Consider the following 24,486-nt stretch of genomic DNA (forward strand, 5'->3'; position numbering starts at 1 on the left):
ACATGACCCGCCACACACTCTCCGTCCTGGTCGAGGACAAGCCCGGCGTGCTGACCCGGGTGGCCAGCCTCTTCGCCCGCCGCGCCTTCAACATCAACTCCCTGGCCGTCGGCCCCACCGAGGTTCCGGGCATTTCCCGGATGACCGTGGTGGTCGACGCCGACGGCGAGCTGATCGAACAGGTCACCAAGCAGCTGAACAAGCTGATCAACGTGATCAAGATCGTCGAGCTCACCCCCGAATCTTCCGTACAGCGCGACCACATCCTGGTCAAGGTACGTGCGGATGCCGCAACCCGGCTGCAGGTAACCCAGGCAGCCGATCTCTTCCGCGCTTCAGTGGTCGACGTCTCCACCGAGTCTGTCGTCATCGAAGCCACCGGCCACCCCGACAAGCTCACCGCACTGCTGTCAGTGCTGGAGCCGTTCGGCATCCGCGAAATCGTGCAGTCCGGAACCCTGGCCATCGGCCGCGGGTCCCGCTCCATGAGTGACCGGGCCCTGCGCTCCGCCTAAAAGGCGCGCCGGCCCGCGAAGCACCCCGCAACACCCCCCGAATTTCACAGACAACACCACAGAATCCATTCAAAGGAGACACCCCAGTGACTGAAATGTTTTACGACGACGACGCCGACCTGTCGATCATCCAGGGCCGCACCGTCGCCGTCATCGGTTACGGCTCCCAGGGCCACGCCCACGCCCTCAGCCTGCGCGATTCCGGTGTTGACGTCCGCGTCGGCCTGAAGGAGGACTCCAAGTCCCGCGCCAAGGCCGAAGCCGAAGGCCTGCGCGTGCTCAACGTCGCCGACGCGACCGCCGAGGCCGACCTGATCATGATCCTCACCCCGGACCAGGTCCAGCGCCACGTCTACGCCGAGGACATCGCCCCGAACCTGCAGGCCGGCGACGCCCTGTTCTTCGGCCACGGCTTCAACATCCGCTACGGCTACATCAAGCCCCCGGCCGACGTCGACGTCGCCCTGGTCGCCCCGAAGGGCCCGGGCCACATCGTGCGCCGCGAGTTCGAAGCCGGGCGCGGCGTGCCGGACCTGATCGCCGTCGAGCAGAACGCCTCCGGCAAGGCCAAGGAACTGGCCCTGTCCTACGCCAAGGCCATCGGCGGCACCCGCGCCGGCGTCATCGAAACCACCTTCACCGAAGAGACCGAAACGGACCTCTTCGGCGAGCAGGCCGTGCTTTGCGGCGGCGCCTCGCAGCTGATCATGTACGGCTTCGAGACCCTCACCGAGGCCGGCTACAAGCCCGAGGTCGCCTACTTCGAGGTGCTGCACGAGCTGAAGCTGATCGTTGACCTGATGGTCGAGGGCGGCATCGCCAAGCAGCGCTGGAGCGTTTCCGACACCGCCGAGTACGGCGACTACGTTTCCGGCCCGCGGGTCATCACCCCCGAGGTGAAGGAAAACATGAAGGCTGTCCTGAAGGACATCCAGGACGGCACCTTCGCCAAGCGCTTCATCGACGACCAGGACGCCGGCGCCCCCGAGTTCAAGGAGCTCCGCAAGAAGGGTGAGAACCACCCGATCGAGGCCACCGGCCGGGAACTGCGCAAGCTCTTCTCCTGGATCAAGAACGAAGACGACTACACCGAAGGTTCGGTAGCCCGCTAAGGCAACTGACCGGCAGGGGAGCCGGACACCAGTTTCTGGGGTCCGGCTCTCCTGCGTCGAGCACCACCTGCACCAACCGACGTTTCACCAAAATCCCCACCTGAATTACAAGAGAGCTAAAGAGGTCACCGGTGACAAGCACCAAACCTGTCGTACTCCTCGCTGAGGAACTTTCGCCCGCCACAGTCGACGCGCTCGGCCCGGATTTCGAAATCCGCCAGACCGACGGCGCCGACCGTTCCCAGCTGCTCTCCGCGATCGCCGACGTGGACGCCATCCTGATCCGCTCCGCCACCCAGGTGGACGCCGAGGCGATCGCCGCCGCGAAGAACCTCAAGGTGATCGCCCGCGCCGGCGTCGGCCTGGACAACGTCGACATCAAGGCCGCCACCCAGGCCGGTGTCATGGTGGTCAACGCGCCGACGTCGAACATTGTCTCCGCTGCCGAACTGACCGTCGGCCACATCCTCAGCCTCGCCCGCCACATCCCGCAGGCTTCCGCCGCGCTCAAGGACGGCGAGTGGAAGCGTTCCAAGTACACCGGCACCGAGCTGTTCGAAAAGAAGGTCGGCATCATCGGCCTGGGCCGGATCGGCGCGCTGGTCGCGGCCCGCCTGAAGGGCTTCGAGACCAAGATCCTGGCCTACGACCCCTACATCACTTCCGCCCGGGCCGCCCAGCTCGGCGTGCAGTTGGTGACCCTGGACGAGCTGCTGGCCCAGTCGGACTTCATCACCATCCACATGCCCAAGACGCCGGAAACCGTCGGCATGCTCGGCGCTGAGGCGTTCAAGAAGATGAAGCCCAGCGCCTACGTCGTCAACGTTGCCCGCGGCGGCCTGGTGGACGAGGAAGCCCTCTACACGGCGCTCCAGTCCGGCGAGATCGCCGGCGCCGGCGTCGACGTTTTCGTCAAGGAACCCAGCACCGACCTGCCGTTCTTCAAGCTGGACAACGTTGTGGTCACCCCGCACCTGGGCGCCTCCACCGACGAGGCCCAGGAGAAGGCCGGCGTCTCGGTCGCCAAATCGGTCCGCCAGGCCCTCGCCGGCGAGCTCGTGCCCGACGCCGTGAACGTCGCCGGCGGCATCATCGCCCCCGACGTGCGCCCCGGCATCCCGCTGATCGAAAAGCTTGGCCGGATCTTCACCGCCATGACGCACGCGTCGCTGACCCAGTTCGACGTCGAGGTGGCCGGTGAGATCTCCGAACTCGACGTCAAGGTCCTCGAACTCGCCGCGCTCAAGGGCATCTTCGCCGACGTCGTCACCGAACAGGTCTCCTACGTCAACGCCCCGGTCATCGCCGAGCAGCGCGGCATCAACGTCCGGCTCATCACCACCCCGGACACCGAGTCCTACCGCAACGTGCTGACCCTGCGCGGGGCGCTGAGCGACGGCACCCAGATCTCGGTCGCCGGCACCCTGACCGGGCCCAAGCAGGTCGAAAAGCTCGTCGGGATCAACGGCTTCGAGGTCGAAATCCCGATCAGCGAACACCTCGTGGTGGTGGCCTACTCGGACCGCCCGGGCGTGATCGGCACCATCGGCCACATCCTCGGCATGAACAACATCAACATCGCCGGCATGCAGGTGGCCCGGCAGGCCGAGGGCGGCCAGGTGCTGGCCCTGCTGACCATCGACAGCTCCGTGCCGCAGCAGGTGCTGGACGCCATCAAGGCCGGCATCGGGGCCGAAATGGTCCGCGAAGTGGACCTCGAGGACTAACCCCGCGCGACGTGGCAGACCGCGGCGGCGACTCGCCGCGGTCGGCCACGATCGACCGGCCGGTCTGCGTACAATGGCTAGGTCCGAATTTCGGATTGGGCCGGCAGACCGGCCCTTACTTTTGCACGCCCGGGCCGGGACGCCTTCATTTCCATGGAATGAACTGCGGCGTGCGCACGCAATCCAGCTTTCAGGAGCCCAATGAACGCCGTCCAGAGGTTCATCAGAAGCAGAGTGCTTTTGCTGACCGCGTCCATTTTGATCGCGGCCATGTGCCTGTCCGTTCTCGTGCAGGGGCAGTCGCAGGCCGCGCTGAACCGCACCGTCGACCAGAACTCCCGCGGGCTCTATGACATCCTCGTCCAAGCCAAGGCAAAGGACGACGGCGGGCTCATGCAGCCGGAGATCGCCACCGGCCAGGGCGGCATCAGCTTCGAACAGCTCGATTCCATCCGCAAGCTCTCCGGCACCTCCGTCGCCGCCCCGATCAGCCTGGTCTCCCGGGTCTCGCAGAACCTCGAGTCGCCGCGCCTGGACGCCACCGACTACCTCGGCTACAACGCCGGCCTGGCCGGAACCGCCGGGGACCCCACCGCCACCGACCCCTCCAAGTGGCCGGCCGCGGAATCCGTCCTGAGCGACACGCCCAAGAAGTACCGGCTCACCGCCAGCGCCGTCAGCTCCGACGGCAAGTCCGAACAGACCCTGTTCAAGACCACCGCCGAAGGCTCCCTCGGCAAGGCCCGGCTCGTCGAGGAAGAGGTCGCCGGCGGCAAGAACGTCCGGATCGCCGGCCCCGACGGCGAGACCGGCATCAAGTTCCCGGCTCCGGCCGGCGGCTCGGAGCACACCCTCTTCAACCTCTCGGTCTCGCTGCCGATGGCCCCGCAGGTGACCGAGTCCGTCGTCGCCGTCGACCCCGTCTCCGAGCGCGCCCTGCTGGGCGGCGCCGGTGACTTCCTGGCCCCGCTGGAGAAGGCCCCGTCGGCCGACGCCCGCAACGCCGGCGCGATCGGCCGCCACTTCGAGAGCCTCTTCACCAGCGGCATCAGCATGGAACAGCTCAAGGAAGGCCCGGACTTCCTCGGCGTGAAGCTCAAGTACTGGGCGCCGCTGATGACGCAGTACCAGCAGGCCAAGAGCGCCGGGCAGCTGACAGACGACTCGCAGGCGATCCCGCTGATCGTCCGCTCCGGCACCTCCCTGGACCTGAAGTACTCGGTCAAGATCGAGGAAATCGACGACGCCGGCAACGTCACCAAGGAGGTCGGCACCGCGACCCGCTCGCTGGACAAGGACTACCTGCCGTTCGTGTCGAAGTCCCCGTTCGCGCTGTCCTGGCCCGGTTCGAAGGACCTGTCCAAGCTCCTCGGCGACACCGGCAGCTTCGGCCAGGGCCTCTACAACCCGGCGACGTGGAGCACCGACTTCGCCGCCGCCCCCAAGTACAAGGACGGCGAGACCGCCGGCAACGGCGCCGTCGACAAGTCTGCGATCCCCGGCGACTGGGTCACGGTGAACCGGCTCCCGGAGAAGGGGGCCAACGGTGCCCCGGTGGACCAGACCCAGCGCACCCCGGTGGACGAGCGCTCCTACCGCGAGAACCTCGCCACGGGCAAGAAGCCGGCCACCCCGCTGGCCATGGTCTACGGCACCTTCGACCCGGCCAAGGTCCAGGAAGCCGCCGGTGACGTGAACCGGCTGCCGCTGGGCGGCTATGACCCCACGCCGATGACCCTGGCCAAGGACGCCGACGGCAAGGACGCCGGCCGGACGCCCCTGAAGCCCTCACTCAGCGGCACCGGGCTGGTCAGCCAGTCTGCCGGCGCCATCACCGACTACTACGGCCTCGCCGCCGCCCGCGGCTACGAGAAGAACGCCTCCGTGATCGACGCCGTCCGCGTCCGCGCCAACGTCGAGGGCAGCTGGAAGCAGTCCCAGCCCGAGGTGGAGAAGCTCGCCAACGAAATCCGCGACATGGGCCTGGAAGCCACCGTGGTCGCCGGTTCCGCCCGCGAGGACGCCAGCATCTTCGTGCCCGGCTACTCCAAGGACGACGCCGGCAAGGAATCCCCGCTGGGCACCGTCCAGCAGTCCTGGGTCCGGCAGGACGCCGCCGATGCTGTCTCCGGCTCGCTGACCGGCACCAACATCACCCTGCTCTTCCTGACCCTGTGCGGTGCGGCCCTGCTCACCGGCGCCTCCACCGTCAGCTACGTCCGCAAGCGCCGGCGCGAGGCCGGTACGCTCCGGGCCATGGGCTGGACCCAGAACAGGATCCGGTCCTGGGTGCTCGCCGAGTTCGGCGTCGGCGCTGCCGCCCTGGCCCTGGCCGGGATCGTCCTGAGCCTGATCAGCTGGAACCCGGCCACCGCGGTGGTCTCCGCTTCGGTGCTGGTGCTGTACTGCGGCGCCGCGTACTTCGCCGCCCAGCAGCTGCGCCACCGCGAGGTCATCGACCAGGAACCGCAGCACGACGAGCGGCTCATCCCGGTCGATTCACCGCTGACCTTCGCCAGCCGGCAGCTGAGCACCAACAAGTTCAACACCGGCTCCCTGGCCGTCGCCGTCGGCGTCTTCGGCGCCGCGGTGGGCGGACTCGCCGCCCTGCTGATCGACATTCCGCGGGCCGCCGGCGCCAGCGCGCTCAGCGGTTTGGCCGCCGCCAGCATCGCGCTGCCGAGCATCATCCTGGGCCTGTCCGGGGTGGCCGTGGGCCTGCTGCTGACCATGGTCACCGGCCGCTTCGAACTCGGAGCCAAGCGCCAGTACCTGGGCATCCTGCAGGCGATGGGCTGGAACCCGGACATGCTGGGCCAGGTCCGCTTCTTCGAAAACGCCATGGTGGGAGCCATCGCACTGCCCCTCGGCGTCCTGGGCGCCCTGGGCGTGGGACTGCTCCTCGCCCCCTATGCCGCACTCTGGGCCGGAATCGCCGGGCTGGTGGCTGTACTTTGCTGGATTCCGATTGCAACGAAAGTGGTCCAATGACTAACGAGCTGAACCTGACCAGGGCGGCCCGGAACCGGATGCCGGAGAGCACCGGAACCGGCAGCCACCAGACCCGCGCGAACACCATCGTGAAGGCCGCGGACCACGCTACCCCGCTGGAACTGAGCAACATCACCATCCACTACGGCGGGGGCAAGGGCGGCGCCGAGGCGGTCAATGTCGTCGACGACTTCAACATGACCCTGCACGCCGGTGAAATGCACTGCATCGCCGGCCGGTCCGGCTCGGGCAAGACCAGCATCCTGACCGTCGGCGCGGGCTTGACCCTGCCGACGTCGGGCCGGGTCTTCTGGGAAGGCGACTCGCTTGAGACGATGGGCGACGACGAAATCGCCGACCGCCGCCGTGCCCTGATCGGGTACGTCGATCAGGGCGGCGCCCTGATCGACGGGATGAGCGCGCTGGAGAACGTCCTGCTGCCGGCCGTGCCCGACGGCGAGGTCGAACAGCGCCGCGACATGGCTAAGGACCTTCTGGACCTCGTCGGCCTGGGCCGGCGCATGCGGCACCGCCCGGCCCAGCTTTCCGGCGGCGAACGCCAGCGCGTCGCGATCGCCCGTGCCCTGATCCTCGGCACCCGCGTGCTGGTGGTCGACGAGCCGACTGCGAGCCTGGACCGCACCTCGGCGAACCGCATCATCAGCATCCTCAAGGACACGACGTCGGACGGCATCGCCGTGCTGGTCGCTTCACATGACCATGAACTTGTCCGCCAGAGCGATACCCTGACCGAACTGATCTAGGTTTATAACGTGAACCCTTCCGAAAAGACCCCGTTCTACATCACCACCGCCATCAGCTACCCCAACGGTGTGCCGCACATCGGCCACGCCTACGAGGTCATCGCCACCGACGCCATGGCCCGATTCAAGCGGCTCGACGGCTACGACGTGTTCTTCATGACCGGCACCGATGAGCATGGCCTGAAGATGCAGCAGACGGCGGAAAAGGAAGGGATCCCGGTCAAGGACCTCGCCGACCGCAACTCGGCAGCGTTCCGGCAGATGAGCGATAATCTGGGCATCTCGCTCAACCGCTTCATCCGGACCACGGACCCGGACCACTACGAGGCGGCCAAGGCCCTGTGGCAGCGGATGGAAGCCAACGGCGACATCTACCTGTCCAAGTACGCCGGCTGGTACTCGGTCCGCGACGAGCGCTACTTCGTCGAGGACGAAACCGAGGTCCGCGAGGACGGGCTCCGCTACGCCTCCGAGACCGGCACCGAGGTGACCTGGACCGAGGAGGAGAGCTACTTCTTCAAGCTCTCGGCCTACCAGGACCGGCTGCTAGCACTTTACGCCGACCACCCGGAGTTCGGTGCGCCGCACAGCCGTTTCAACGAGGTCATCAGCTTCGTCAAGGGCGGCCTCGAGGACCTCTCGATCAGCCGCACCTCCTTCAACTGGGGTGTCCCGGTCCCCGGCAACCCGGAGCACGTGATGTACGTCTGGGTGGACGCGCTGACCAACTACCTGACCGGCGTCGGCTTCCCGGACACCGAATCGGAGAGCTTCCGGAAGTACTGGCCGGCGGACGTCCACGTGATCGGCAAGGACATCTCCCGCTTCCACGCCGTGTACTGGCCGGCGTTCCTGATGTCCGCCGGGCTGGAACTGCCCAAGCGCGTGATGATCCACGGGCACCTGCACAACCAGGGCATCAAGATGTCCAAGTCGCTGGGCAACGTGGTGGCGCCCGCGGACTGGGTGGCGCAGTACGGCCTGGACCAGGTCCGGTTCTTCCTGCTCCGCGAGGTCCCGTTCGGCGCCGACGGCAACTACAGCCACGATGCGATCGTCGGCCGGATGAACTCGGACCTGGCCAACAACTTCGGCAACCTCGCGCAGCGGTCGCTGTCCATGGTGGCCAAGAACTGCGAGGGCCGCGTCCCGGTCCCGGCCGGGTTCAGCGCCGAGGACGCCGCCCTGCTGGGCCAGGCGAACGGCCTGCTGGACATCGCCCGCGCCGCGTTCGAGAAGCAGGAGTTCAGCCGCGCGCTCGAGGCCATCTGGAACGTGCTGGGGGACACCAACGCGTACTTCGCCGAGCAGGCCCCGTGGGTGCTGCGGAAGACCGACGTCGAACGCATGAACACCGTCCTCTACGTGACCCTTGAGGTGCTGCGGATCGTCGCGATCCTCGCGCAGCCGGTCATGCCGACGGCGGCGGCCGCCATCCTCGTCAGCCTGGGCCAGGCCGACGGCGCAGCCCGCGACTTCGCCGCGCTCCAGACGCCGATCGAGGCAGGGACCGAGCTGCCCGCACCTGCGCCCGTGTTCCCCAAGTACGAGGAACCCTCCGAGGCTTAACCTGCAACGCTCCACCGTCGAGGTGGCATTTCACGGCAATGTTCGAACCGAACACCGCCGTGAAATGCCACCTCGATTTTGTTTGGGCCCCGATCTCCGAGGTATATAGGTAGTTTTTCCCGAGTAACGAGTGGTTAACCCCCGAATGCGGGCAGTGATTACTCGGGACTCGCCGCTTTGCCCCGTCATAGCTTTACTGCGTCAGCGGTCTGAGGAAACCGCAGGGGAGTAACTCTCATCACTCACCCACAATGTTCCAGATCGGGGACACTCGTCCCGGTCGCCGGAGTTACTCCGCGTGGTGCCGTCAGGTCGGAAGTCGACTCGTGATGGAGCAGCCAGTAATGAGACGAACAATCGCAACAATGGGGATTTTGGGCTTGGCCCTGCTGGGATCCGCAGGCACGGCCAACGCCGCCGCCGAGGGCAATGGCAACGGAAGCGGGACAGTGACGTCCCTGCCCGGAAAGGGCGGTCCGGGCCAGACGCCGGGGGCCGGCCAACACGGCAACCCGGGCACGCCGGACAGTACCGGTACGCCGGACACCTCCGGTACACCGGACGCGCTGCCCGGCCCGGTGACGATCCCGCCCGTCGCGTCGGGAGCACCGGATAACTCGGACAAGCCGGACACCTTGCCCGGCCCGGTGACCATCCCGCCGGTGGCAGATCCGCCGGCCGCCCCGCCGGCCGCCGAAGGGTTGCCGGATAACTCCAACATGCCGGACAACGCCGGCGCTCCCGAGGTTCCGGCCGCCCCGGTGACCAACCCTCCGGCCGCCGGCGGGCCGACGGATAGCTCCCACCAGCCAGGCACTGGCGGTGACAAGGGCGAGAAGCCGGGTAACTCCCACAAGCCGGGCGACAAGGGTGACCGTGGCGACAAGGGTGACCGTGGCGACAAGGGTGACCGTGGCGACAAGGGTGACCGTGGCGACAAGGGTGACCGTGGCGACAAGGGTGACCGTGGCGACAAGGGTGACCGTGGCGACAAGGGTGACCGTGGCGACAAGGGTGACCGTGGCGACAAGGGTGACCGTGGCGACAAGGGTGACCGTGGCGACAAGGGTGACCGTGGCGACAAGGGTGACCATGGCGACCGCGGCGACAAGGGCGACCACGGTGACCATGGCGACAAGGGCGACCACGCCAACTGGCCGGGCAAGTGGGACAAGTGCGAGCCGGGCGACCGCGGCGACCACGCCGGCTGGCCGGGCAAGTGGGACGGAGGCGACCGCGGCGACAAGGCCGACCGCGCCGGCTGGCCGGGCTCCTGGGACAAGGGAGATCGCGGCGACAAGGGAGATCGCGGTGACCGTGGCGACCGCGGTGACAAGGGTGACCGTGGCGACTGGGGTGACCATGGCGACAAGGGCGACCGCGGTGACCATGGCGACCGTGCCGACTGGCCGGGCAAGTGGGACAAGGGCGACAAGGGTCACCACCACGGCAATGACTGCGACTGGCCGGGCAAGTGGGACAAGGACGAGTGTGAGGAACCGCCCGCACCCGAGCCGCAGACCCCGCCGGCCGTAAAGCCGGCTGCGCCTCCCGCTGCCAAGCCTGTGGCACCGCCCACCGGCGCGGCTCAGGGCGCCCCGGCGCCTGTGGTCAACATGGGCTACAACGTCCAGACCGCTGTTGAAGACGCTCCAGCAACCGGCACGCCGGTCTGGCTCGCCATCCTGACGGGGCTGCTGACCGCAGGGGCCGCTACGGCCCTGCTGCGGAGTGCAGTCCGCCGGAACGCCAACAGCTAACTACAAACGCGGGCCGGCTGCCAGTGCGGCAGCCGGCCCGCACCTTCCCAGCATTCGGGCAACTAACCAGCCAGGAGCTCCCATGGCCCGCACCCGCATCCCCGACCTTCCCGCCAAGGCACCAGCGCGCCGCGGACTGTTGCGGGCAGGCTGGGACAAAACGCTGCTGGTGCTGTGCATCGTCGGCCTGCTGGCCGCCTGGCTGACCTACGGCGCACTCGGCGCGGCTCCGGTCGGGCGGGGCCCCGCCGCAGCCGCGGCGCTCCCGACAGCCTCGTCGACGGCACCCTACTCTTCGGCCCCAGCCCCGGCATCGGCGGCGACGCCGGGAACCGGAAAGAGCGCGGTCCCGGCGGCCCCGAAGCGCACGACGCCGGCCGCGGTTCAGGTCCCCAAGGCTTCCGCCCCGCTGCGGATCACTTACCCGGCGGCGCGGATCGACGTCGCCGTGCATCCTCTGGAACCCAGCGCTGGCGAGGCCGCGAGCCAGAGCATCGTGCCGCCGGAGACGATGGACGGCTACTGGCTGGCACCCTTCGGGGTCCCGGGAGCGGGGTCGACCAACACCACCTACGTCGTCGGGCACAGCTGGCAGGGGGTGGATGCGCCGTTCAACCGGCTGAGCACGCTGGCGGCGGCGGGGGATAAGCTGACTGTCCACACCGCTACCGGGGCGATCAGCTACAAGGTCGATTCGGTGACCACCTACGTGAAGTCCACGCTGAAGGACAGCCCGGTTTGGGCGGTGGTTCCCAACCGGGTCGTACTGATTTCCTGCTACACAGGGGACCTCTGGGGGCAGAACGTCGTGGTCGTCGCCTCGCCGGTCAAGGCCGGCTAGCCAGCATTCCGAATATTGAGACGGTTTGACCAGCATGCGGATGCCTTGGCTACCCTGAAAACATGAGCGCATCCACGATTGACCTGGCAGTTATCCCCGGCGACGGCATCGGTCCGGAAGTTACCGCCGAGGCACTGAAGGTACTCGAGAAGGCCGCCGCGACCGAGGGCATCGTCCTGCAACAGACCCACTACAAGCTCGGCGCCCAGCACTGGCTGGAGACGGGGGAGACCCTGCCCGACGCCACCCTGGCGGACCTGCGTACCCGTGACGCAATCCTGTTCGGCGCGGTGGGCGCGGCTCCCGGCGACACGCGGATCCCCTCCGGGATCATCGAACGCGAACTGCTGCTGAAGCTGCGTTTCAGCCTGGACCACTACGTGAACCTGCGCCCCTCCAAGCTGTACGCGGGCGTCGGCAGCCCGCTCGCCAACCCCGGCGCGGTCGACTTCATCGTGGTCCGCGAAGGCACCGAGGGTCCCTACGTCGGCAACGGCGGCACCCTGCGGGCGGGCACCCCGCACGAGGTGGCCACCGAAGTCTCACTGAACACCGCGCACGGCGTCGAGCGTGTAGTCCGGGACGCGTTCCGCCGCGCCAACGAGCGGCCGCGCAAGAAGCTGACCCTGGTGCACAAGCACAACGTCCTGGTCTTCGCCGGACACCTGTGGAAGCGGACCGTCGAGGCCGTGGCCCAGGACTTCCCCGAGGTCAGCCACGACTACCTGCACGTGGACGCGGCCACCATTTTCATGGTCACCGATCCGGCCCGCTTCGACGTGATCGTGACGGACAACCTGTTCGGCGACATCCTCACCGACCTCGCCGCTGCGGTCACCGGAGGCATCGGCCTGGCCGCCTCGGGCAACATCAACATGGACCGCACCGCACCGTCCATGTTTGAACCTGTCCACGGGTCTGCCCCGGACATCGCCGGCCAGCAGAAAGCCGACCCGAGCGCGGCGATCCTGTCCGCGGCGCTGCTCCTGGACCACCTGGGCTACGGCGCGGCGGCCCGCAAGATCGAGGCGGCCGTTACCGCCGACGTCGAAAGCCGTGACGGAAGCCCCCGGAGCACCGCAGCCATCGGGGATGCGATCGCCGCCGCACTGTAGGCCGCCCGCACGGCACGCGGGCGTAAGCTTGTCTCGAATCACCAACATGCTGCCGTGGTCCGAGGCTGAACCACGTTCACACGCCAGGCAGCCGACCGTGGAGGAACCATGACCCAGACTGCCCATGGCGTCGAATTCAGCCAGCGGCTCTCGGCAACCCCGAAGTCCGCAGAAGAACGTGCAGCCATCCTGGCCAACCCGGGATTCGGCGACCACTTCACCGACCACACTGCGATCGTCGACTACAGCGTCGACGCCGAGGGCAAGGGCGGCTGGCACCATGCCCGGATCGAACCCTACGGTCCCATCATGCTGGACCCGTCCGCGGCCGTCCTGCACTACGGCCAGGAGATCTTTGAGGGGCTCAAGGCGTACCGCCACGCGGACGGCTCGATCTGGACGTTCCGGCCCGAGGCCAACGCCGCCCGCCTGAACAAGTCGGCCCGACGCCTGGCCCTGCCGGAACTCCCCGAGGAGTACTTCCTGGCCGCCATCCGCGAACTCGTCTCGGTGGACCGGGACTGGGTCCCCAGCGGTGACGGCGAAGCCCTGTACCTGCGCCCGTTCATGATCGCCACCGAGGCGTTCCTGGGTGTCCGCGCGGCCCGCGAAGTCTCGTTCCGGGTCATCGCATCACCGGCCGGCAACTACTTCGGCGGCGAGCTGAAGCCGGTGTCGATCTGGATCTCCCGCGAATACGCCCGCGCCGGCCGCGGCGGCACCGGCGCCGCCAAGTGCGGCGGCAACTACGCCGCATCCCTCATCGCCCAGCAGGAGGCGGAGGCGCACGGCTGCAAGCAGGTGCTCTTCCTGGACCAGTTCAACGACAACGCGGTCGAGGAACTCGGCGGGATGAACGTCTTCTTCGTCATGAAGGACGGCTCGCTGGTGACCCCGGCGCTCTCCGGCACCATCCTCGAAGGCGTCACCCGTTCCTCGGTCATCCAGGTCGCCCGCGACATGGGCCGCGAGGTCACTGAGCGCAAGATCACCCTCGACGAGTGGCGCGACGGCGTCGCCTCGGGCGAGATCGCCGAGGTCTTCGCCTGCGGCACCGCCGCGGTCATCACGCCCATCGGCGTGCTCAAGGACGAGACCGAGTTCATCGGCTCCGAGGACGCCACGGCCGGGGAAACCACCATGGCCATCCGAGAGCAGCTGCTTGGCATCCAGACCGGCACGGTCGAGGACACCCACGGCTGGCTGACCCGCCTGGCATAGCCCGGCCCGGCGCAGCTCCGGCTCAACGCCCGACGGCGGCCCGCACCCCGGTGGTGCGGGCCGCCGTCGTCGTTTGCGGGAGTCTTCGACGCAGCACCGGCGCGGGCGCGGTGCACCGGGGGAGACCGGGCCACAAGCCCCTGTGCCCGGAGCGGCGGCGGGGCCACAATCGGTCCATGACCGGGCTGATCCAGGTTCTCGGCGTCATCTTCGGGGCCATACTGATCCTTGTCGGGGCGCTTGAGTCCTTCTTCTTCCGCGACCAGCGTTTCCACCGGCTATTCCTGATCAAGCCCGACGACGTCGCGGCAGTGCGGATGTGGACCTTCAACCTGGGCTTCTACAACATGATCTGGGGCGCCGGCGCGATCATCGGCGCCCTGATGCTCACCGGTCCCGACCCCGGCGCAGGCCGTGCCCTGCTCTTGTTCACGGCCGCCGGCCACGTGCTGCTGGGCATCATCCTGTTCGTTTCCGAGCGGCGGCTATGGGCCAGCGCCCTCGCCGAGGCCGTACCGCCCGCCGCGATTGTCGGGCTGCTGCTCCTTTGAGGGCCTCCGGTGGGAAGATGGAACTGTGATTCCCGATGACGCACGCGCCCTGGTCCGTAGCACCGAATTGACCCGTTTCCGCCTGGCGCCGAACCCGGGCCCGATGAGCCTGCACGGCACCAATTCCTACGTGGTGTCCGCCCCCGGCTCGCCCGGCGTCGTCGTGGTCGACCCCGGGCCCCTCGACGAAGAGCACCTGCAGGAACTGACCCGCTACGGCGCCGTCGAGCTCATCCTCATCACCCACCGCCACGCAGACCACACCTCCGCCGCCGAACGGTTCGCCGCCCTCACCGGTGCCCCGGTCCGGGCCGCCGATCCCGCGCACTGCCACGGCGGCGAGCCGCTCCGCGCCGGCGAGGTACTGCACGCTGCCGGGGTGGAAATCCGGGTTCTGGCGACCCCGGGCCACACCTCCGACTCGGTCTGCTTCCACCTGCCCGGTGACGGTGCCGGCGGTGCCGTCCTGACCGGGGACACGATCCTCGGCGTCGGCACCACCGTGCTGGATTACCCCGACGGGACGCTGGGGGATTACCTCGAGTCCCTGGACCGCCTTGAGGCCCTCGGTCCGGCCACCGTCCTGCCCGCGCACGGGCCCATGCTGCCAGCACTGGACAGCATCGTGCGCGCCTACCGCCACCACCGGCAGGACCGGCTCGCCCAGATCCGCGCCGCCCTGGCTGAACTCGGAGCCGACGCCGCGGTCACTGAGGTCGCCGACGCCGTCTACGCCGCCGTCGACCCCGCCGTCCGGCCCGCAGCCGAACTCTCCGTCGCCGCCCAGCTGGACTATTTGCGCTCCGCGGCCAGCTAAGCCGTTTCGGGGACGGTAAGTGCGTGCCGGCCGGGCCGAGACGGTAGGGTTGGAGCCATGCGTATCGCCCGGTTTGTAGTCGATTCTGATCCCATGTACGGCATTGTTGAGGGCCAGCCCGGCAGTGAGGAAATCACTGTCATCAACGGCGACCCCTTTTTCCACGGTGTGGAACGGACCGCCGTCAAGCACAAGCTCGAGGACGTACGGCTCCTCGCCCCGATCATCCCGCGCAGCAAGGTGGTCGGCGTCGGCCGGAACTTCGTCGAACACGCCCACGAACTCGGCAACGAGGTCCCGGCGCAGCCGCTGCTCTTCCTCAAGCCCAACACTTCCGTGATCGGGCCGAACGATCCGATCATCCTGCCCGAGTTCTCCGAGGAGATCTCCTTTGAGGCCGAGCTCTGCGTCGTGATCGGCCGGATCTGCAAGGACGTGCCGGAAGAGCGCGTCGACGACGTCGTCTTCGGCTACACCTGCGGCAACGACCTCACCGCCCGCGACGTCCAGAAGACGGACCTGCAGTGGGCGCGGGCCAAAGGCTTCGACACCTCCGCCCCGCTGGGCCCGTGGATCGAGACCGAGCTGGACACCGAGGACCTGCAGATCCAGGGCCGGCTCAACGGTGAGCTGCGCCAGGACGGCAGCACCAGCCAGATGATCCGCGGCGTGCGGGAACTCGTCTCGATCGTCTCGCACGCGTTCACCCTGCTGCCCGGCGACGTCATCATGACCGGCACCCCGGCCGGCGTCGGCCTGGTCACGGCCGGCGACCGCTTCGAGGTCGAGATCGAGGGCATCGGCCGGCTCTCCAACCCAGTCGTCCGCCGCTAGGGCGCGGCGCGGTTGCGCAGGTACGACGGCGGCCGGCCCGGTTCCGCCGGAGGCTTCAGCCGGAACCGGTCGTTCCTGTTCTATGCGCTGGGATCCGTCGCCACGTTCGCCATGGCCGCCCGCGCCGTGCACTGGCTTGACGGTCCACTCTGGGTGGCGCTGGTGCTCCTGGCGGCAGGCCTGGCGCTGGCCCTGTTCTACCTGGCGAGGGCCGTGGCCCGTGCGCGGCGACCCGGAAACGCTGACCTGACCGGGGGACCACCCTAGTCTCCGCTGCTGGGCGCTGGGGCTGGGCCCAAGGATTAGCGCGCCTGTTCCGGACAAGCGCACCCCGGGCCCGGGGCGCGCGTGTCCGGAACCCTAGCGAAAGTCCGGAACCTGCGCGGAACCCCGGAACAGCCGCGCCGGTCCGGAACCGGCGCGGCTGTCCGTTTCCGCAGCGGAACCGGGCGCCGGGCACGCGGTAAAGTTGGTACCACTATGACTACTCCCACCGCGCCCGCCGCCGTCCCCAGCACCGCCACCTCGGAAACCGCCCGCGAAGTCACAGCCGAGACCCCCGTCCGGGTCCGGTTCTGCCCGTCGCCCACCGGCACCCCGCACGTCGGCCTGATCCGCACGGCCCTGTTCAACTGGGCCCACGCGAAGCACACCAACGGCACCTTCGTCTTCCGCATCGAGGACACGGACGCGGCGCGCGACTCGGAGGAGAGCTACCAGCAGCTGCTGGAGGCCCTGAAGTGGCTCGGCATCAGCTGGGAAGAGGGCGTGGAAGTGGGCGGCCCGCACGAGCCGTACCGCCAGTCGCAGCGCCTGGACCTCTACAAGGACGTCGTCGCGAAGCTGCTTGAGGCCGGCTACGCCTACGAGTGCTACTCCTCCCCGGAGGAAGTCGAGGCCCGCCACAAGGCCGCAGGGCGGGACCCCAAGCTGGGCTACGACAACTTTGACCGGAACCTCACCGAGGAACAGCTCGCGGCATTCAAGGCCGAGGGCCGCAAGCCGGTGCTCCGTGTGCGGATGCCGGACGAGGACGTCACCTTCACCGACATGGTCCGCGGCGAGATCACCTTCAAGGCCGGCAGCATCCCGGACTACGTCATCGTCCGCGCCGACGGCTCCCCGCTCTACACCCTGGTCAACCCGGTGGACGACGCCCTGATGGGGATCACCCACGTCCTGCGCGGCGAGGACCTGCTGTCCTCCACACCGCGCCAGGTGGTGCTGATCCGGGCACTGATGGACATCGGCGTCGCCAGCTACATGCCGGTCTTCGGGCACCTGCCGTACGTCATGGGGGAGGGCAACAAGAAGCTATCCAAGCGTGACCCGCAGTCCAACCTCTTCCTGCTCCGGGACCGCGGCTTCATTCCCGAGGGCCTGCTGAACTACCTGTCCCTGCTGGGCTGGAGCCTGTCGGCGGATGAGGACATCTTCACCGTCGAGCAGCTGATCGCGAACTTCGACGTCAACGACGTGCTCGCCAACCCGGCCCGCTTCGACATCAAGAAGGCCGAGGCGATCAACGGCACGCACATCCGCATGCTGGACCCGGAGGACTTCCGCGGCCGGCTGGTGCCCTACCTGCAGTCCGCCGGACTGGTCGGGGAGCAGCTGACCGCCCGCGAGGAGGAAATCCTCGCCGAGGCCGCGCCGCTGATCCAGGAGCGCATCTCGCTGCTGGGCGAGGCGCCTGAGATGCTCGCCTTCCTGTTCAAGGCCGACGACGCGATCGACGTCGCCGACGACGCCCGCAAGGGCCTGCCGGAAAACCTCACCGAGGTCCTCGACGCCGCCCTGGCCGCCCTGGAGCCGGTCGCCGACTGGACCGCCGAGAACATCCAGGCTGCCCTGAAAGCCGCCCTCGTGGAGGGCCTGGGCGTCAAGCCGCGGCTGGCCTTCGGGCCGGTCCGCACCGCCGTCTCCGGCCGCCGGATCTCGCCGCCGCTGTTCGAGTCAATGGTCATCCTGGGCAAAGACTCGTCGCTGGCACGCCTGCGCGCCTTCCGCGGCTGATGGACGTCGGGGCCGGGCCCGGGGTCCTCGCCCCCGGGCTGGACGGGATCCGCGGGGTGCTCTTCGATATCGACGACACCCTGGTGGATCTGGAGTTCGCCATGACGACGGCGTTGCGTGACGTCAGCGAGCACCTCCTGCCCGGCCTCGACGACGCCGGCTGGGAGCGGGTCGGGCGGATCTTCACCCGCGAGACCACCCACTTCTACGACCGCTACCTGGCCGGGGAACTGACCTTCAACGAACAACGCCTGCTGCGCGGCCGTGCGGCCCTCGGGCACTTCGGCGTCGAACTGGAAGAAGGCGAGCAGGCCCACCACTGGGTCAGCTCCTACGCCAGCCGCCAGCACAGCTACATCCGCCCCTTCGACGACGTCGGCCCGCTGCTGGACGCGCTGGACGCGGCCGGCATCCCGTACGGGGCCGTGAGCAACAACGTGCACGACTACCAGCGGGTCAAGTTGGACGCCGCCGGGCTGGAGCGGATCCGCGTCCTGGTGGGCACCGACACGGTCGGCGTGCCCAAACCGGATCCGGCGATCTACCTCGAGGGCGTCCGCCGGCTCGGCACCGGCGCCGGCGAAACGCTTTATGTGGGGGACAACCGGCTCCTGGACGCGGAAGGTTCGACGGCGGCCGGCCTGCTGGGCGTCTGGCTGAACCGGGGCGGTGACCCCGCCCCCGGCTTCGCCGGTCGCGAGGTCACCACCCTGCTCGAACTGTTGGGCTGAGCTACACCGCTTAGACCGTGTCCTGCGCCAGCCTGCGGCGTTCCTGCACTGCCCGCCGGTTCCGCAGGGCAAGGTAGGCTCCCACCGCGCCGAGGGCCAGGAGGGCCAGCAGTCCCAGCGCCACCGCCGCATCGGGCTTGACCAGGTTCGACGGCGAGACAGCCGCCGCGGAGGAGTACAGCGTTCCGGTACCCGCGGCGATCTGGGCATTCCCGTCGGCCAGTTTGGCCGCCCCGTCGGAGAGCTGCGAGGAGCCGGACGCCAGCTTCGTGTTGCCGTCCGAGAGCTGCGAGGCGCCGGTGGCCAGGGCCGTGGACCCCTTGAGCAGGCCCGGGTTGGCCGGATCGGATGGATTGCCCTGGATGCCGGCATTCAGGGCAAGCGTCCCGTCGGCCAGCCGGGAGCTTCCGTCGGTCATCTTGGCGGCGGCCTTGAGCAGCCCCGGGTGCTCCGGGTCGCCCGGAACCCCGTCCATGCCCACCCGGATTTTGGCGGTTCCATCGGCCAGCAGCTGGGTGCCCATCACAACGCCCGGGCTGTTCGGGTCGCGGCTGTTGAGCTTTTCGGCCAGCGTGGCGAAGCCCGCCGTCAGCTTTCCGGTGCCGGCGTGGAGCTGGCCCGCCCCGGCGTCGAGCTGCCCGGCCCCGGCGCTCAGCGCGCCAGCGCCATCCTGAAGCCGCGTAGCGCCGGCCTGCAGCTGGCCAGCGCCGGCATCCAGGCGGTGGGCGCCGGCGAGGATCTTCGCAATTTTGTCCTTCACCACGGCCAGGGGGACAAGACCCTGGACCGGGTCGTTGGCCGCGGCCTGCAGCAGCTCCAGGGCCTGGGCCAGGGCGGCGGTGCCGGTGCCGGCCTCGGGATTGTTGTTCGCCCCGCGGTACCCCTTGAGCTGATCGGTGCCGGCCTTCAACTGGTCCGTGCCTGCCTTCAACTGGACCGCGCCACCGGCGAGGCGGCCCGTGCCGTCTGCAAGCTTGGCGGCACCGGCGTTGAGCTGGGTGGCGCCGTCGGCGAGGTTATTCGGGGCGGTGCCGGAAGCCGTGGGGGTCAGGGCCGCGGAGAGCTGCACAGCGCCGGCGGCCAGTTTCTGCGCCCCATCGTCCACCTTGTAGACGCCCGGCGCCAGCTTGTTCTTGACATCTGCCTGGATCTTGACGGCACCGGTAGCGAGCTGTTCCGCCCCCGCCTCGAGCTTGTCCGCCCCCGGGGCAAGTTTCCCGGCAATTCCGTCCTGGATTTTGGCGGCGCCGTCTGAGACCTTGCCGGCCCCCGAGTCTGCCTGTCCGGCGCCCGCAGCGAGCTTGCCGGCCCCGTCCTTGAGCTGCGCCGCCCCCGCGGCGGCCTGGCCGGCGCCGTCGTTGAGCCGTGCGGACCCGTCAGTGATGCGGCCGGTGACCAGGGTGTAAAAGCCCAGTAGGGCGACCAGCAGGAGGGCCAGGATGGCAATGGCGATCTGTTGTGCCCGGGTGCGGGGCGGAGCGGTTGCGGCACGACTTTGTGTCACGGGTGGTTCCTCTCGACGGTCTCGCCGGCAACGGCCGCTGCCGGGCCCCCGCAACTGTGATGCAGCTAACACCCGAAATGGGGCGTCGTTCTACCCGCAGCTGAGTGGGGGAGGGATTGTTACTCATTGGTAACTTACCGAGAGTAAACTTAGCGACGCCGGATTGGCAAGGGTTTTCTCATCAGCTGGACCCGGCGGCCCGCCGATTCGGGCCCGAACCGACGTCGGAACCGCTCCCGATGGGGGTTCTGTGCGCCGATTTGTGCCGGACAAAAGTCTCGGGTAAAGTAATTACTCGTGCTGAGGCGCTGGGAGCGCAGGTTTGAGCCTGCAGGACCGGCCCGAAAGTTCCATTGGGATATGGTGTAATTGGCAACACTACGGTTTCTGGTACCGTCATTCTAGGTTCGAGTCCTGGTATCCCAGCGCTGAAAAACCGCGGATTTCCGCGGAAAATCAGATCATCCGAAGCGGCTCCGCCGATTTGGATGGAAGGCCAAGGTTGTGAAATACTGACTTGGCTTGAACGGCGGAAGTGCTGTTCAGAAAGTACTTGGCCCCATCGTATAGCGGCCTAGTACGCCGCCCTCTCACGGCGGTAACGCGGGTTCGAATCCCGCTGGGGTCACCAAGGAAACGGTCCCGGGCAGCAGCCCGGGGCCGTTTTTCGTTGGGCCGACCGATGCAACTGGCATGATGAAGCTGTGAGCCCCAACGAAACACCCGGCACCCGCCCGCAGGACGCCGCCGGCCAGCAGACGCCCGCCGCACGCCAGGCCGCCGCCGTCGACCTGCTCGAAGCGGTCCGCCACGAACTCGCCGCGGTCACGCTGCCGCTGGCGCTGCCCGGCGCCGACACCGCGCGGCAGGACATCCGCCAGGCCCTGGCGCAACTGGACGACTACATCCTGCCGCGCTACCGGAGCCTGGACGCGCCGCTGCTGGCCGTGGTGGGCGGTTCCACCGGGGCGGGCAAGTCCACGCTCGTCAACGGCCTGGTGGGACACTTGGTGACCCGGGCCGGGGCCATCCGTCCCACCACCCGCCAGCCGATCCTGCTGCACCACCCGGCTGACGCCGAATGGTTTGAGGACCAGCGGGTGCTGCCGAGCCTTAGCCGGATCCGCGGCACCGTGGTGGCCGATCCGCTGCCCGCCCACCAGGCAGGGCCGACCCCCGACGCCGCGGCGATCACCTCGCTGGTGCTCGCGGCGGACGCCGCGGTGCCGCAGGGCATCGCCCTGCTCGACGCGCCCGACGTCGACTCCATCTCGGACGACAACCGCCGGCTCGCGGGCCAGCTGCTTGCCGCCGCGGACCTCTGGATTTTCGTCACGACCGCGAACCGCTACGCCGACGCCGTCCCCTGGCGCCTGCTGCTGGACGCCGCCTCCCGCGACATCATGGTCGCCGTCGTCCTGGACCGCGTTCCGCCGGCGGCCGAGGCCGAGGTCAGCGCCGATCTCCGTGCCATGCTCACCCGCGAAGGCCTCGGCTCCGCCCGGTTGTTCGTCGTGCCCGAGGTGCCCCTCGATGCGATGGGCATGCTTCCCGCCGACGCCGTCACGCCCCTGCAGGACTGGCTGCGCGTACTGGCCGCCGACGCCGCCGGCCGCGCTGCGATCGCCCGCCGGACGCTCAACGGCACGGTCAAGGCCCTGAGCAGCCGGGTCGACGCCGTCGCCGGCGCCGTCTCTGCCCAGCACCGTGCGGCCGGTTTGCTGGCAAAGGACGCCACCGACGCCTACGACGACGCCGTCGCCCGGATCCTAGAGGCGACCCGCGACGGGGCGCTGCTGCGCGGCGAAGTCCTGGCCCGCTGGCAGGACTTCGTCGGCACCGGGGAGTTCTTCCGCGTCATGGAACAGAACATCGGCCGGTTGCGGGACCGGATGGGGGCCTTCTTCCGGGGCGAACCCGCTCCGGCTGTGCGGGTCGAGGCCGCGATCGAGACCGGACTGCAGGCGGTCATCCTGGATGAGGCCGCCAACGCCGCCGAGGACGCCGACCAGCGCTGGCGCTCCGACCCCGCCGGCCGCCAGCTGCTGGGCACCGACGACCTCTCCGGAACCAGCGATGGTTTCGCCGACGCCGTCGCCGCCGAAATCCGTGCCTGGCAGGGCGGCCTGATGGAACTCATCCGCACCGAGGGGCAGGGCAAACGCACCCAGGCCCGTTGGCTGTCCTTCGGCATCAACGGCCTCGGCGCCGCCCTGATGATCGTCGTCTTCTCCATGACCGCCGGGCTGACCGGCCTGGAGATCGGCGTCGCCGGCGGCACCGCCGTGGTTGGCCAGCGCGTCCTGGAAGCGGTATTCGGCGAGGACGCCGTCCGCCGCCTGGCCAAGACCGCCCGCGACGACCTCCAGGCCCGCTGCCAGCGGCTGCTGCAGGCCGAACAGCGGCGGTTCCTGGACCGGCTGGACGACCCCGACCCCGTGCCGCACACCGCCCTCGCCGAGCACGCCGCAGCCCTGGGCCGGCTGGCGGTGTCCGCATGAACCGCCACGCCGCCGCCAAGCAGGCCTCCCAGCTGCACCGGCGGCTGGAAGCCCTGGACGAGGCCCGGGAACTCGCCGCCGGCGCGCTGCCGGAGGAGACGCTGGACGAAGTCTACGACGTGCTGGAACGGGCCAGTTCGCGCCGCTCGCTCTCGGCAGACCACACCGTCGTCGGGTTCTTCGGGGCGACCGGCAGCGGCAAGTCGTCGCTTTTCAACGCCGTCAGCGGCGCGGAAATCGCCACCGCGGCCGCCCGCCGGCCCACCACCTCCGAACCCCTCGCCGGCATCTGGGGCGCCGAGGGCAGCGACGCCCTGCTCGACTGGCTGGAAGTGCGGAACCGGCACCACGCCACCCCCGTGCCCGGTTTCGCCGACGACGGCACCGGCCTGATCCTGCTGGACCTGCCGGACTTCGACTCCACCCGGGCCGAAAACCGCGAAATCGTCCAGCGCATGGTGGGCCTGGTGGACGTGCTCGTCTGGGTCCTTGACCCGCAGAAATACGCCGATGCCGCCGTGCACAATGATTTCCTGGCCCCCCTCGCCTCGCACGCCGCCGTCACCCTCGTGGTCCTCAACCAGGTGGACCGGCTGCCGGAGCACGAGATCCGGCCGGTCCTCGAATCCCTGAAGGGCATCCTGGCCCGCGACGGCTTGGGCAAGGTGCAGGTGCTGGGCGCCTCCGCCGTCGTCGGCACCGGAGTGGACAAGGTCCGCGCCGCCATCCGGCAGGTGGCCATGCAGCGGCTGGCGCTCTCGCAGCGGCTCGCCGCCGACGTGGACCGGGCCGCGGCCCGGCTTGCCGAGGCGTCAGGCCCGGGGGAAGCCGCCGGGGTGAAAGCCGGAACCCGGGACCGGCTGGCCGGCGAACTGGCCGTGGCGGCCAATGTGCCTGTGGTGGTCGACGCCGTCGCACGCTCGTACCGGCAGGAGGCCACGCGGCGCACCGGCTGGCCGGTGACTCGGTGGCTGGTCCGGTTCCGGCCGGACCCGCTGCGCCGGCTCAACCTGCGACGCACCGAGGTACGGCCGGAGCTGAACCGGACCTCACTGCCGGCTGCGGGGGCCCCGGAGCGGGCCCGAACGGACGCCGCGGTGCGCGAATTCGCCGACGCAGCATCCGACGGCGCGCCGGGACCCTGGCGCGCGGTCATCCGGGGTGCCGCCCGGGAGGGCCGGGAACGGCTGCCGGACGCGCTGGATCAGGCCATTGCCGGCACGGACCTCAAAGCCGGCCGCGGCTCCTGGTGGTGGACGGCTTTCAACATCGTCCAATGGCTGGGCCTGCTGGTCGCGGTCGGCGGCCTCGGCTGGCTGGGGGTCCTGGCGGGGCTGGCCTACTTCCAGCTGCCGGTCCCGGAGATGCCGCGGATTGAAGGCTGGCCGGTCGCGACCGTGATGGTGGCCGGGGGAGTGCTGCTGGGGGTTGTGCTGGCACTGGCGGCCAAATTCATTGCCGGAGCCGCGGCGCGGGGCCGGGCCCGGGCGGCCAGGCGCCGCCTTCAGGCTGCCGTCGCCGCCGTCGCCGAGGAACTCGTGGTGGACCCGGTGGAACTGGAGGTCGGCCGGCTGCAGGCGTTCAGGAAGGCGCTGAAGGCCGCGCGCTGATCAGACTTAGTTGGCCAGCGGCGACGGTGATTTATGAAGTAGCGTGAGGACAAGTCGTGGACTGAGTTCAGCGCGCCAGTGACGCGCGCCAAACACGCAGCGGTCTGCAGAATCATGCTGGGGTTCACGGCAAGAGCAGTTCGGATCGCCACGTACTTCCGTTTCCACATCAAAAAGCGGCGCTGACGTGGGTTCAGCTCGGCCCGGCGCTACCCCAAAGGTACGTAAGGCCACAAATTGTGTAGATATCGCGGCCGGCGACGACGCCAGGGCTGTGAGGAGGAAGTGACAAACCGCCCGTCCCCGA

The 24,486-nt window shown here is 68.9% G+C and carries 19 protein-coding genes and 2 tRNA genes; 20 read left to right on the forward strand and 1 reads right to left on the reverse strand.

Going from position 1 to position 24,486, the window contains the following annotated elements:
• The first annotated feature begins 2 nt into the window (after positions 1 to 2).
• The 16 genes from ilvN (at position 3) to ACTWLI_RS12000 (ending at position 18,564) form a co-directional block, all read left to right on the forward strand.
• Complete coding sequence (gene ilvN / locus ACTWLI_RS11925) at positions 3 to 515, forward strand: acetolactate synthase small subunit (RefSeq protein WP_445154046.1); 513 nt, start codon at positions 3 to 5, stop codon at positions 513 to 515.
• Between the two features lie 86 nt (positions 516 to 601).
• A complete protein-coding gene (ilvC, locus tag ACTWLI_RS11930; protein WP_445154047.1) occupies positions 602 to 1,627 on the forward strand; it encodes a ketol-acid reductoisomerase in 1,026 nt (341 codons plus the stop codon).
• 131 nt (positions 1,628 to 1,758) lie between these two features.
• Positions 1,759 to 3,354, forward strand: coding sequence for a phosphoglycerate dehydrogenase (gene serA / locus ACTWLI_RS11935; RefSeq protein WP_056738248.1), 1,596 nt, complete (start codon positions 1,759 to 1,761; stop codon positions 3,352 to 3,354).
• 201 nt (positions 3,355 to 3,555) lie between these two features.
• Positions 3,556 to 6,345 carry an ABC transporter permease gene (locus ACTWLI_RS11940; protein WP_445154048.1) on the forward strand — a complete coding sequence of 930 codons (2,790 nt, stop codon included), beginning with the start codon at positions 3,556 to 3,558 and terminating at the stop codon, positions 6,343 to 6,345.
• Complete coding sequence (locus ACTWLI_RS11945; RefSeq protein WP_445154049.1) at positions 6,342 to 7,109, forward strand: ABC transporter ATP-binding protein; 768 nt, start codon at positions 6,342 to 6,344, stop codon at positions 7,107 to 7,109. The genes ACTWLI_RS11940 and ACTWLI_RS11945 overlap by 4 nt, the downstream gene beginning before the upstream one ends.
• Before the next feature lie 9 nt (positions 7,110 to 7,118).
• Positions 7,119 to 8,678 (forward strand): methionine--tRNA ligase, encoded by a 1,560-nt coding sequence (gene metG, locus ACTWLI_RS11950; RefSeq protein ID WP_445154050.1) that lies wholly within the window; start codon positions 7,119 to 7,121, stop codon positions 8,676 to 8,678.
• 365 nt (positions 8,679 to 9,043) lie between these two features.
• Positions 9,044 to 10,438, forward strand: coding sequence for a hypothetical protein (locus tag ACTWLI_RS11955; protein ID WP_445154051.1), 1,395 nt, complete (start codon positions 9,044 to 9,046; stop codon positions 10,436 to 10,438).
• An 82-nt stretch (positions 10,439 to 10,520) separates the two neighbouring features.
• Positions 10,521 to 11,279 carry a class F sortase gene (locus tag ACTWLI_RS11960; RefSeq protein WP_445154052.1) on the forward strand — a complete coding sequence of 253 codons (759 nt, stop codon included), beginning with the start codon at positions 10,521 to 10,523 and terminating at the stop codon, positions 11,277 to 11,279.
• Between the two features lie 62 nt (positions 11,280 to 11,341).
• On the forward strand, positions 11,342 to 12,394 hold the full coding sequence (locus ACTWLI_RS11965) for a 3-isopropylmalate dehydrogenase (RefSeq protein WP_445154053.1): 1,053 nt from the start codon (positions 11,342 to 11,344) through the stop codon (positions 12,392 to 12,394).
• 108 nt (positions 12,395 to 12,502) lie between these two features.
• On the forward strand, positions 12,503 to 13,615 hold the full coding sequence (locus ACTWLI_RS11970) for a branched-chain amino acid aminotransferase (RefSeq protein ID WP_445154054.1): 1,113 nt from the start codon (positions 12,503 to 12,505) through the stop codon (positions 13,613 to 13,615).
• A gap of 176 nt (positions 13,616 to 13,791) precedes the next feature.
• Positions 13,792 to 14,166, forward strand: a complete 375-nt coding sequence (locus ACTWLI_RS11975; RefSeq protein WP_445154055.1) for a DUF1304 family protein — start codon at positions 13,792 to 13,794, stop codon at positions 14,164 to 14,166.
• A gap of 25 nt (positions 14,167 to 14,191) precedes the next feature.
• The gene (locus tag ACTWLI_RS11980; RefSeq protein WP_445154056.1) at positions 14,192 to 14,983 is read left to right on the forward strand and encodes an MBL fold metallo-hydrolase; all 792 of its coding nucleotides are present in this window, start codon (positions 14,192 to 14,194) and stop codon (positions 14,981 to 14,983) included.
• Positions 14,984 to 15,040: 57 nt separating this feature from the next.
• The gene (locus ACTWLI_RS11985) at positions 15,041 to 15,817 is read left to right on the forward strand and encodes a fumarylacetoacetate hydrolase family protein (protein WP_445154057.1); all 777 of its coding nucleotides are present in this window, start codon (positions 15,041 to 15,043) and stop codon (positions 15,815 to 15,817) included.
• 12 nt (positions 15,818 to 15,829) lie between these two features.
• A complete protein-coding gene (locus tag ACTWLI_RS11990; RefSeq protein ID WP_445154058.1) occupies positions 15,830 to 16,084 on the forward strand; it encodes a hypothetical protein in 255 nt (84 codons plus the stop codon).
• 213 nt (positions 16,085 to 16,297) lie between these two features.
• The gene (gene gltX / locus ACTWLI_RS11995; protein ID WP_445154059.1) at positions 16,298 to 17,833 is read left to right on the forward strand and encodes a glutamate--tRNA ligase; all 1,536 of its coding nucleotides are present in this window, start codon (positions 16,298 to 16,300) and stop codon (positions 17,831 to 17,833) included.
• Positions 17,833 to 18,564 (forward strand): HAD family hydrolase, encoded by a 732-nt coding sequence (locus ACTWLI_RS12000; RefSeq protein WP_445154060.1) that lies wholly within the window; start codon positions 17,833 to 17,835, stop codon positions 18,562 to 18,564. Before gltX ends, ACTWLI_RS12000 begins: the two co-directional genes overlap by 1 nt.
• 10 nt (positions 18,565 to 18,574) lie before the next feature.
• On the opposite strand, the gene ACTWLI_RS12005 is transcribed toward ACTWLI_RS12000, so the two are convergent.
• The gene (locus ACTWLI_RS12005) at positions 18,575 to 20,068 is read right to left on the reverse strand and encodes a hypothetical protein (protein WP_445154061.1); all 1,494 of its coding nucleotides are present in this window, start codon (positions 20,066 to 20,068) and stop codon (positions 18,575 to 18,577) included.
• Positions 20,069 to 20,422: 354 nt separating this feature from the next.
• Between ACTWLI_RS12005 and ACTWLI_RS12010 the strand changes: the two genes are divergently transcribed.
• The 4 genes from ACTWLI_RS12010 (at position 20,423) to ACTWLI_RS12025 (ending at position 24,179) form a co-directional block, all read left to right on the forward strand.
• A tRNA-Gln gene (locus ACTWLI_RS12010) sits at positions 20,423 to 20,494 on the forward strand.
• Between the two features lie 129 nt (positions 20,495 to 20,623).
• Positions 20,624 to 20,699: transfer RNA gene (locus ACTWLI_RS12015), tRNA-Glu, on the forward strand.
• A 73-nt stretch (positions 20,700 to 20,772) separates the two neighbouring features.
• Positions 20,773 to 22,569: a dynamin family protein gene (locus tag ACTWLI_RS12020; protein ID WP_445154062.1), complete on the forward strand. Its 1,797-nt coding sequence runs from the start codon at positions 20,773 to 20,775 to the stop codon at positions 22,567 to 22,569.
• Positions 22,566 to 24,179, forward strand: a complete 1,614-nt coding sequence (locus ACTWLI_RS12025; RefSeq protein WP_445154063.1) for a GTPase — start codon at positions 22,566 to 22,568, stop codon at positions 24,177 to 24,179. Before ACTWLI_RS12020 ends, ACTWLI_RS12025 begins: the two co-directional genes overlap by 4 nt.
• The last annotated feature ends 307 nt before the right edge of the window (positions 24,180 to 24,486 follow it).

The sequence above is a fragment of the Arthrobacter sp. Hor0625 genome, from assembly GCF_052567525.1.

Coding starts and splice junctions, on each gene's coding strand:
- ilvN (WP_445154046.1), top strand. CDS start 3: ATGACCCGCCACACACTCTCCGTCCTGGTCGAGGACAAGCCCGGCGTG.
- ACTWLI_RS11940 (WP_445154048.1), top strand. CDS start 3,556: ATGAACGCCGTCCAGAGGTTCATCAGAAGCAGAGTGCTTTTGCTGACC.
- ACTWLI_RS11945 (WP_445154049.1), top strand. CDS start 6,342: ATGACTAACGAGCTGAACCTGACCAGGGCGGCCCGGAACCGGATGCCG.
- ACTWLI_RS11955 (WP_445154051.1), top strand. CDS start 9,044: ATGGGGATTTTGGGCTTGGCCCTGCTGGGATCCGCAGGCACGGCCAAC.
- ACTWLI_RS11960 (WP_445154052.1), top strand. CDS start 10,521: ATGGCCCGCACCCGCATCCCCGACCTTCCCGCCAAGGCACCAGCGCGC.
- ACTWLI_RS11965 (WP_445154053.1), top strand. CDS start 11,342: ATGAGCGCATCCACGATTGACCTGGCAGTTATCCCCGGCGACGGCATC.
- ACTWLI_RS11970 (WP_445154054.1), top strand. CDS start 12,503: ATGACCCAGACTGCCCATGGCGTCGAATTCAGCCAGCGGCTCTCGGCA.
- ACTWLI_RS11975 (WP_445154055.1), top strand. CDS start 13,792: ATGACCGGGCTGATCCAGGTTCTCGGCGTCATCTTCGGGGCCATACTG.
- ACTWLI_RS11985 (WP_445154057.1), top strand. CDS start 15,041: ATGCGTATCGCCCGGTTTGTAGTCGATTCTGATCCCATGTACGGCATT.
- gltX (WP_445154059.1), top strand. CDS start 16,298: ATGACTACTCCCACCGCGCCCGCCGCCGTCCCCAGCACCGCCACCTCG.
- ACTWLI_RS12000 (WP_445154060.1), top strand. CDS start 17,833: ATGGACGTCGGGGCCGGGCCCGGGGTCCTCGCCCCCGGGCTGGACGGG.
- ACTWLI_RS12025 (WP_445154063.1), top strand. CDS start 22,566: ATGAACCGCCACGCCGCCGCCAAGCAGGCCTCCCAGCTGCACCGGCGG.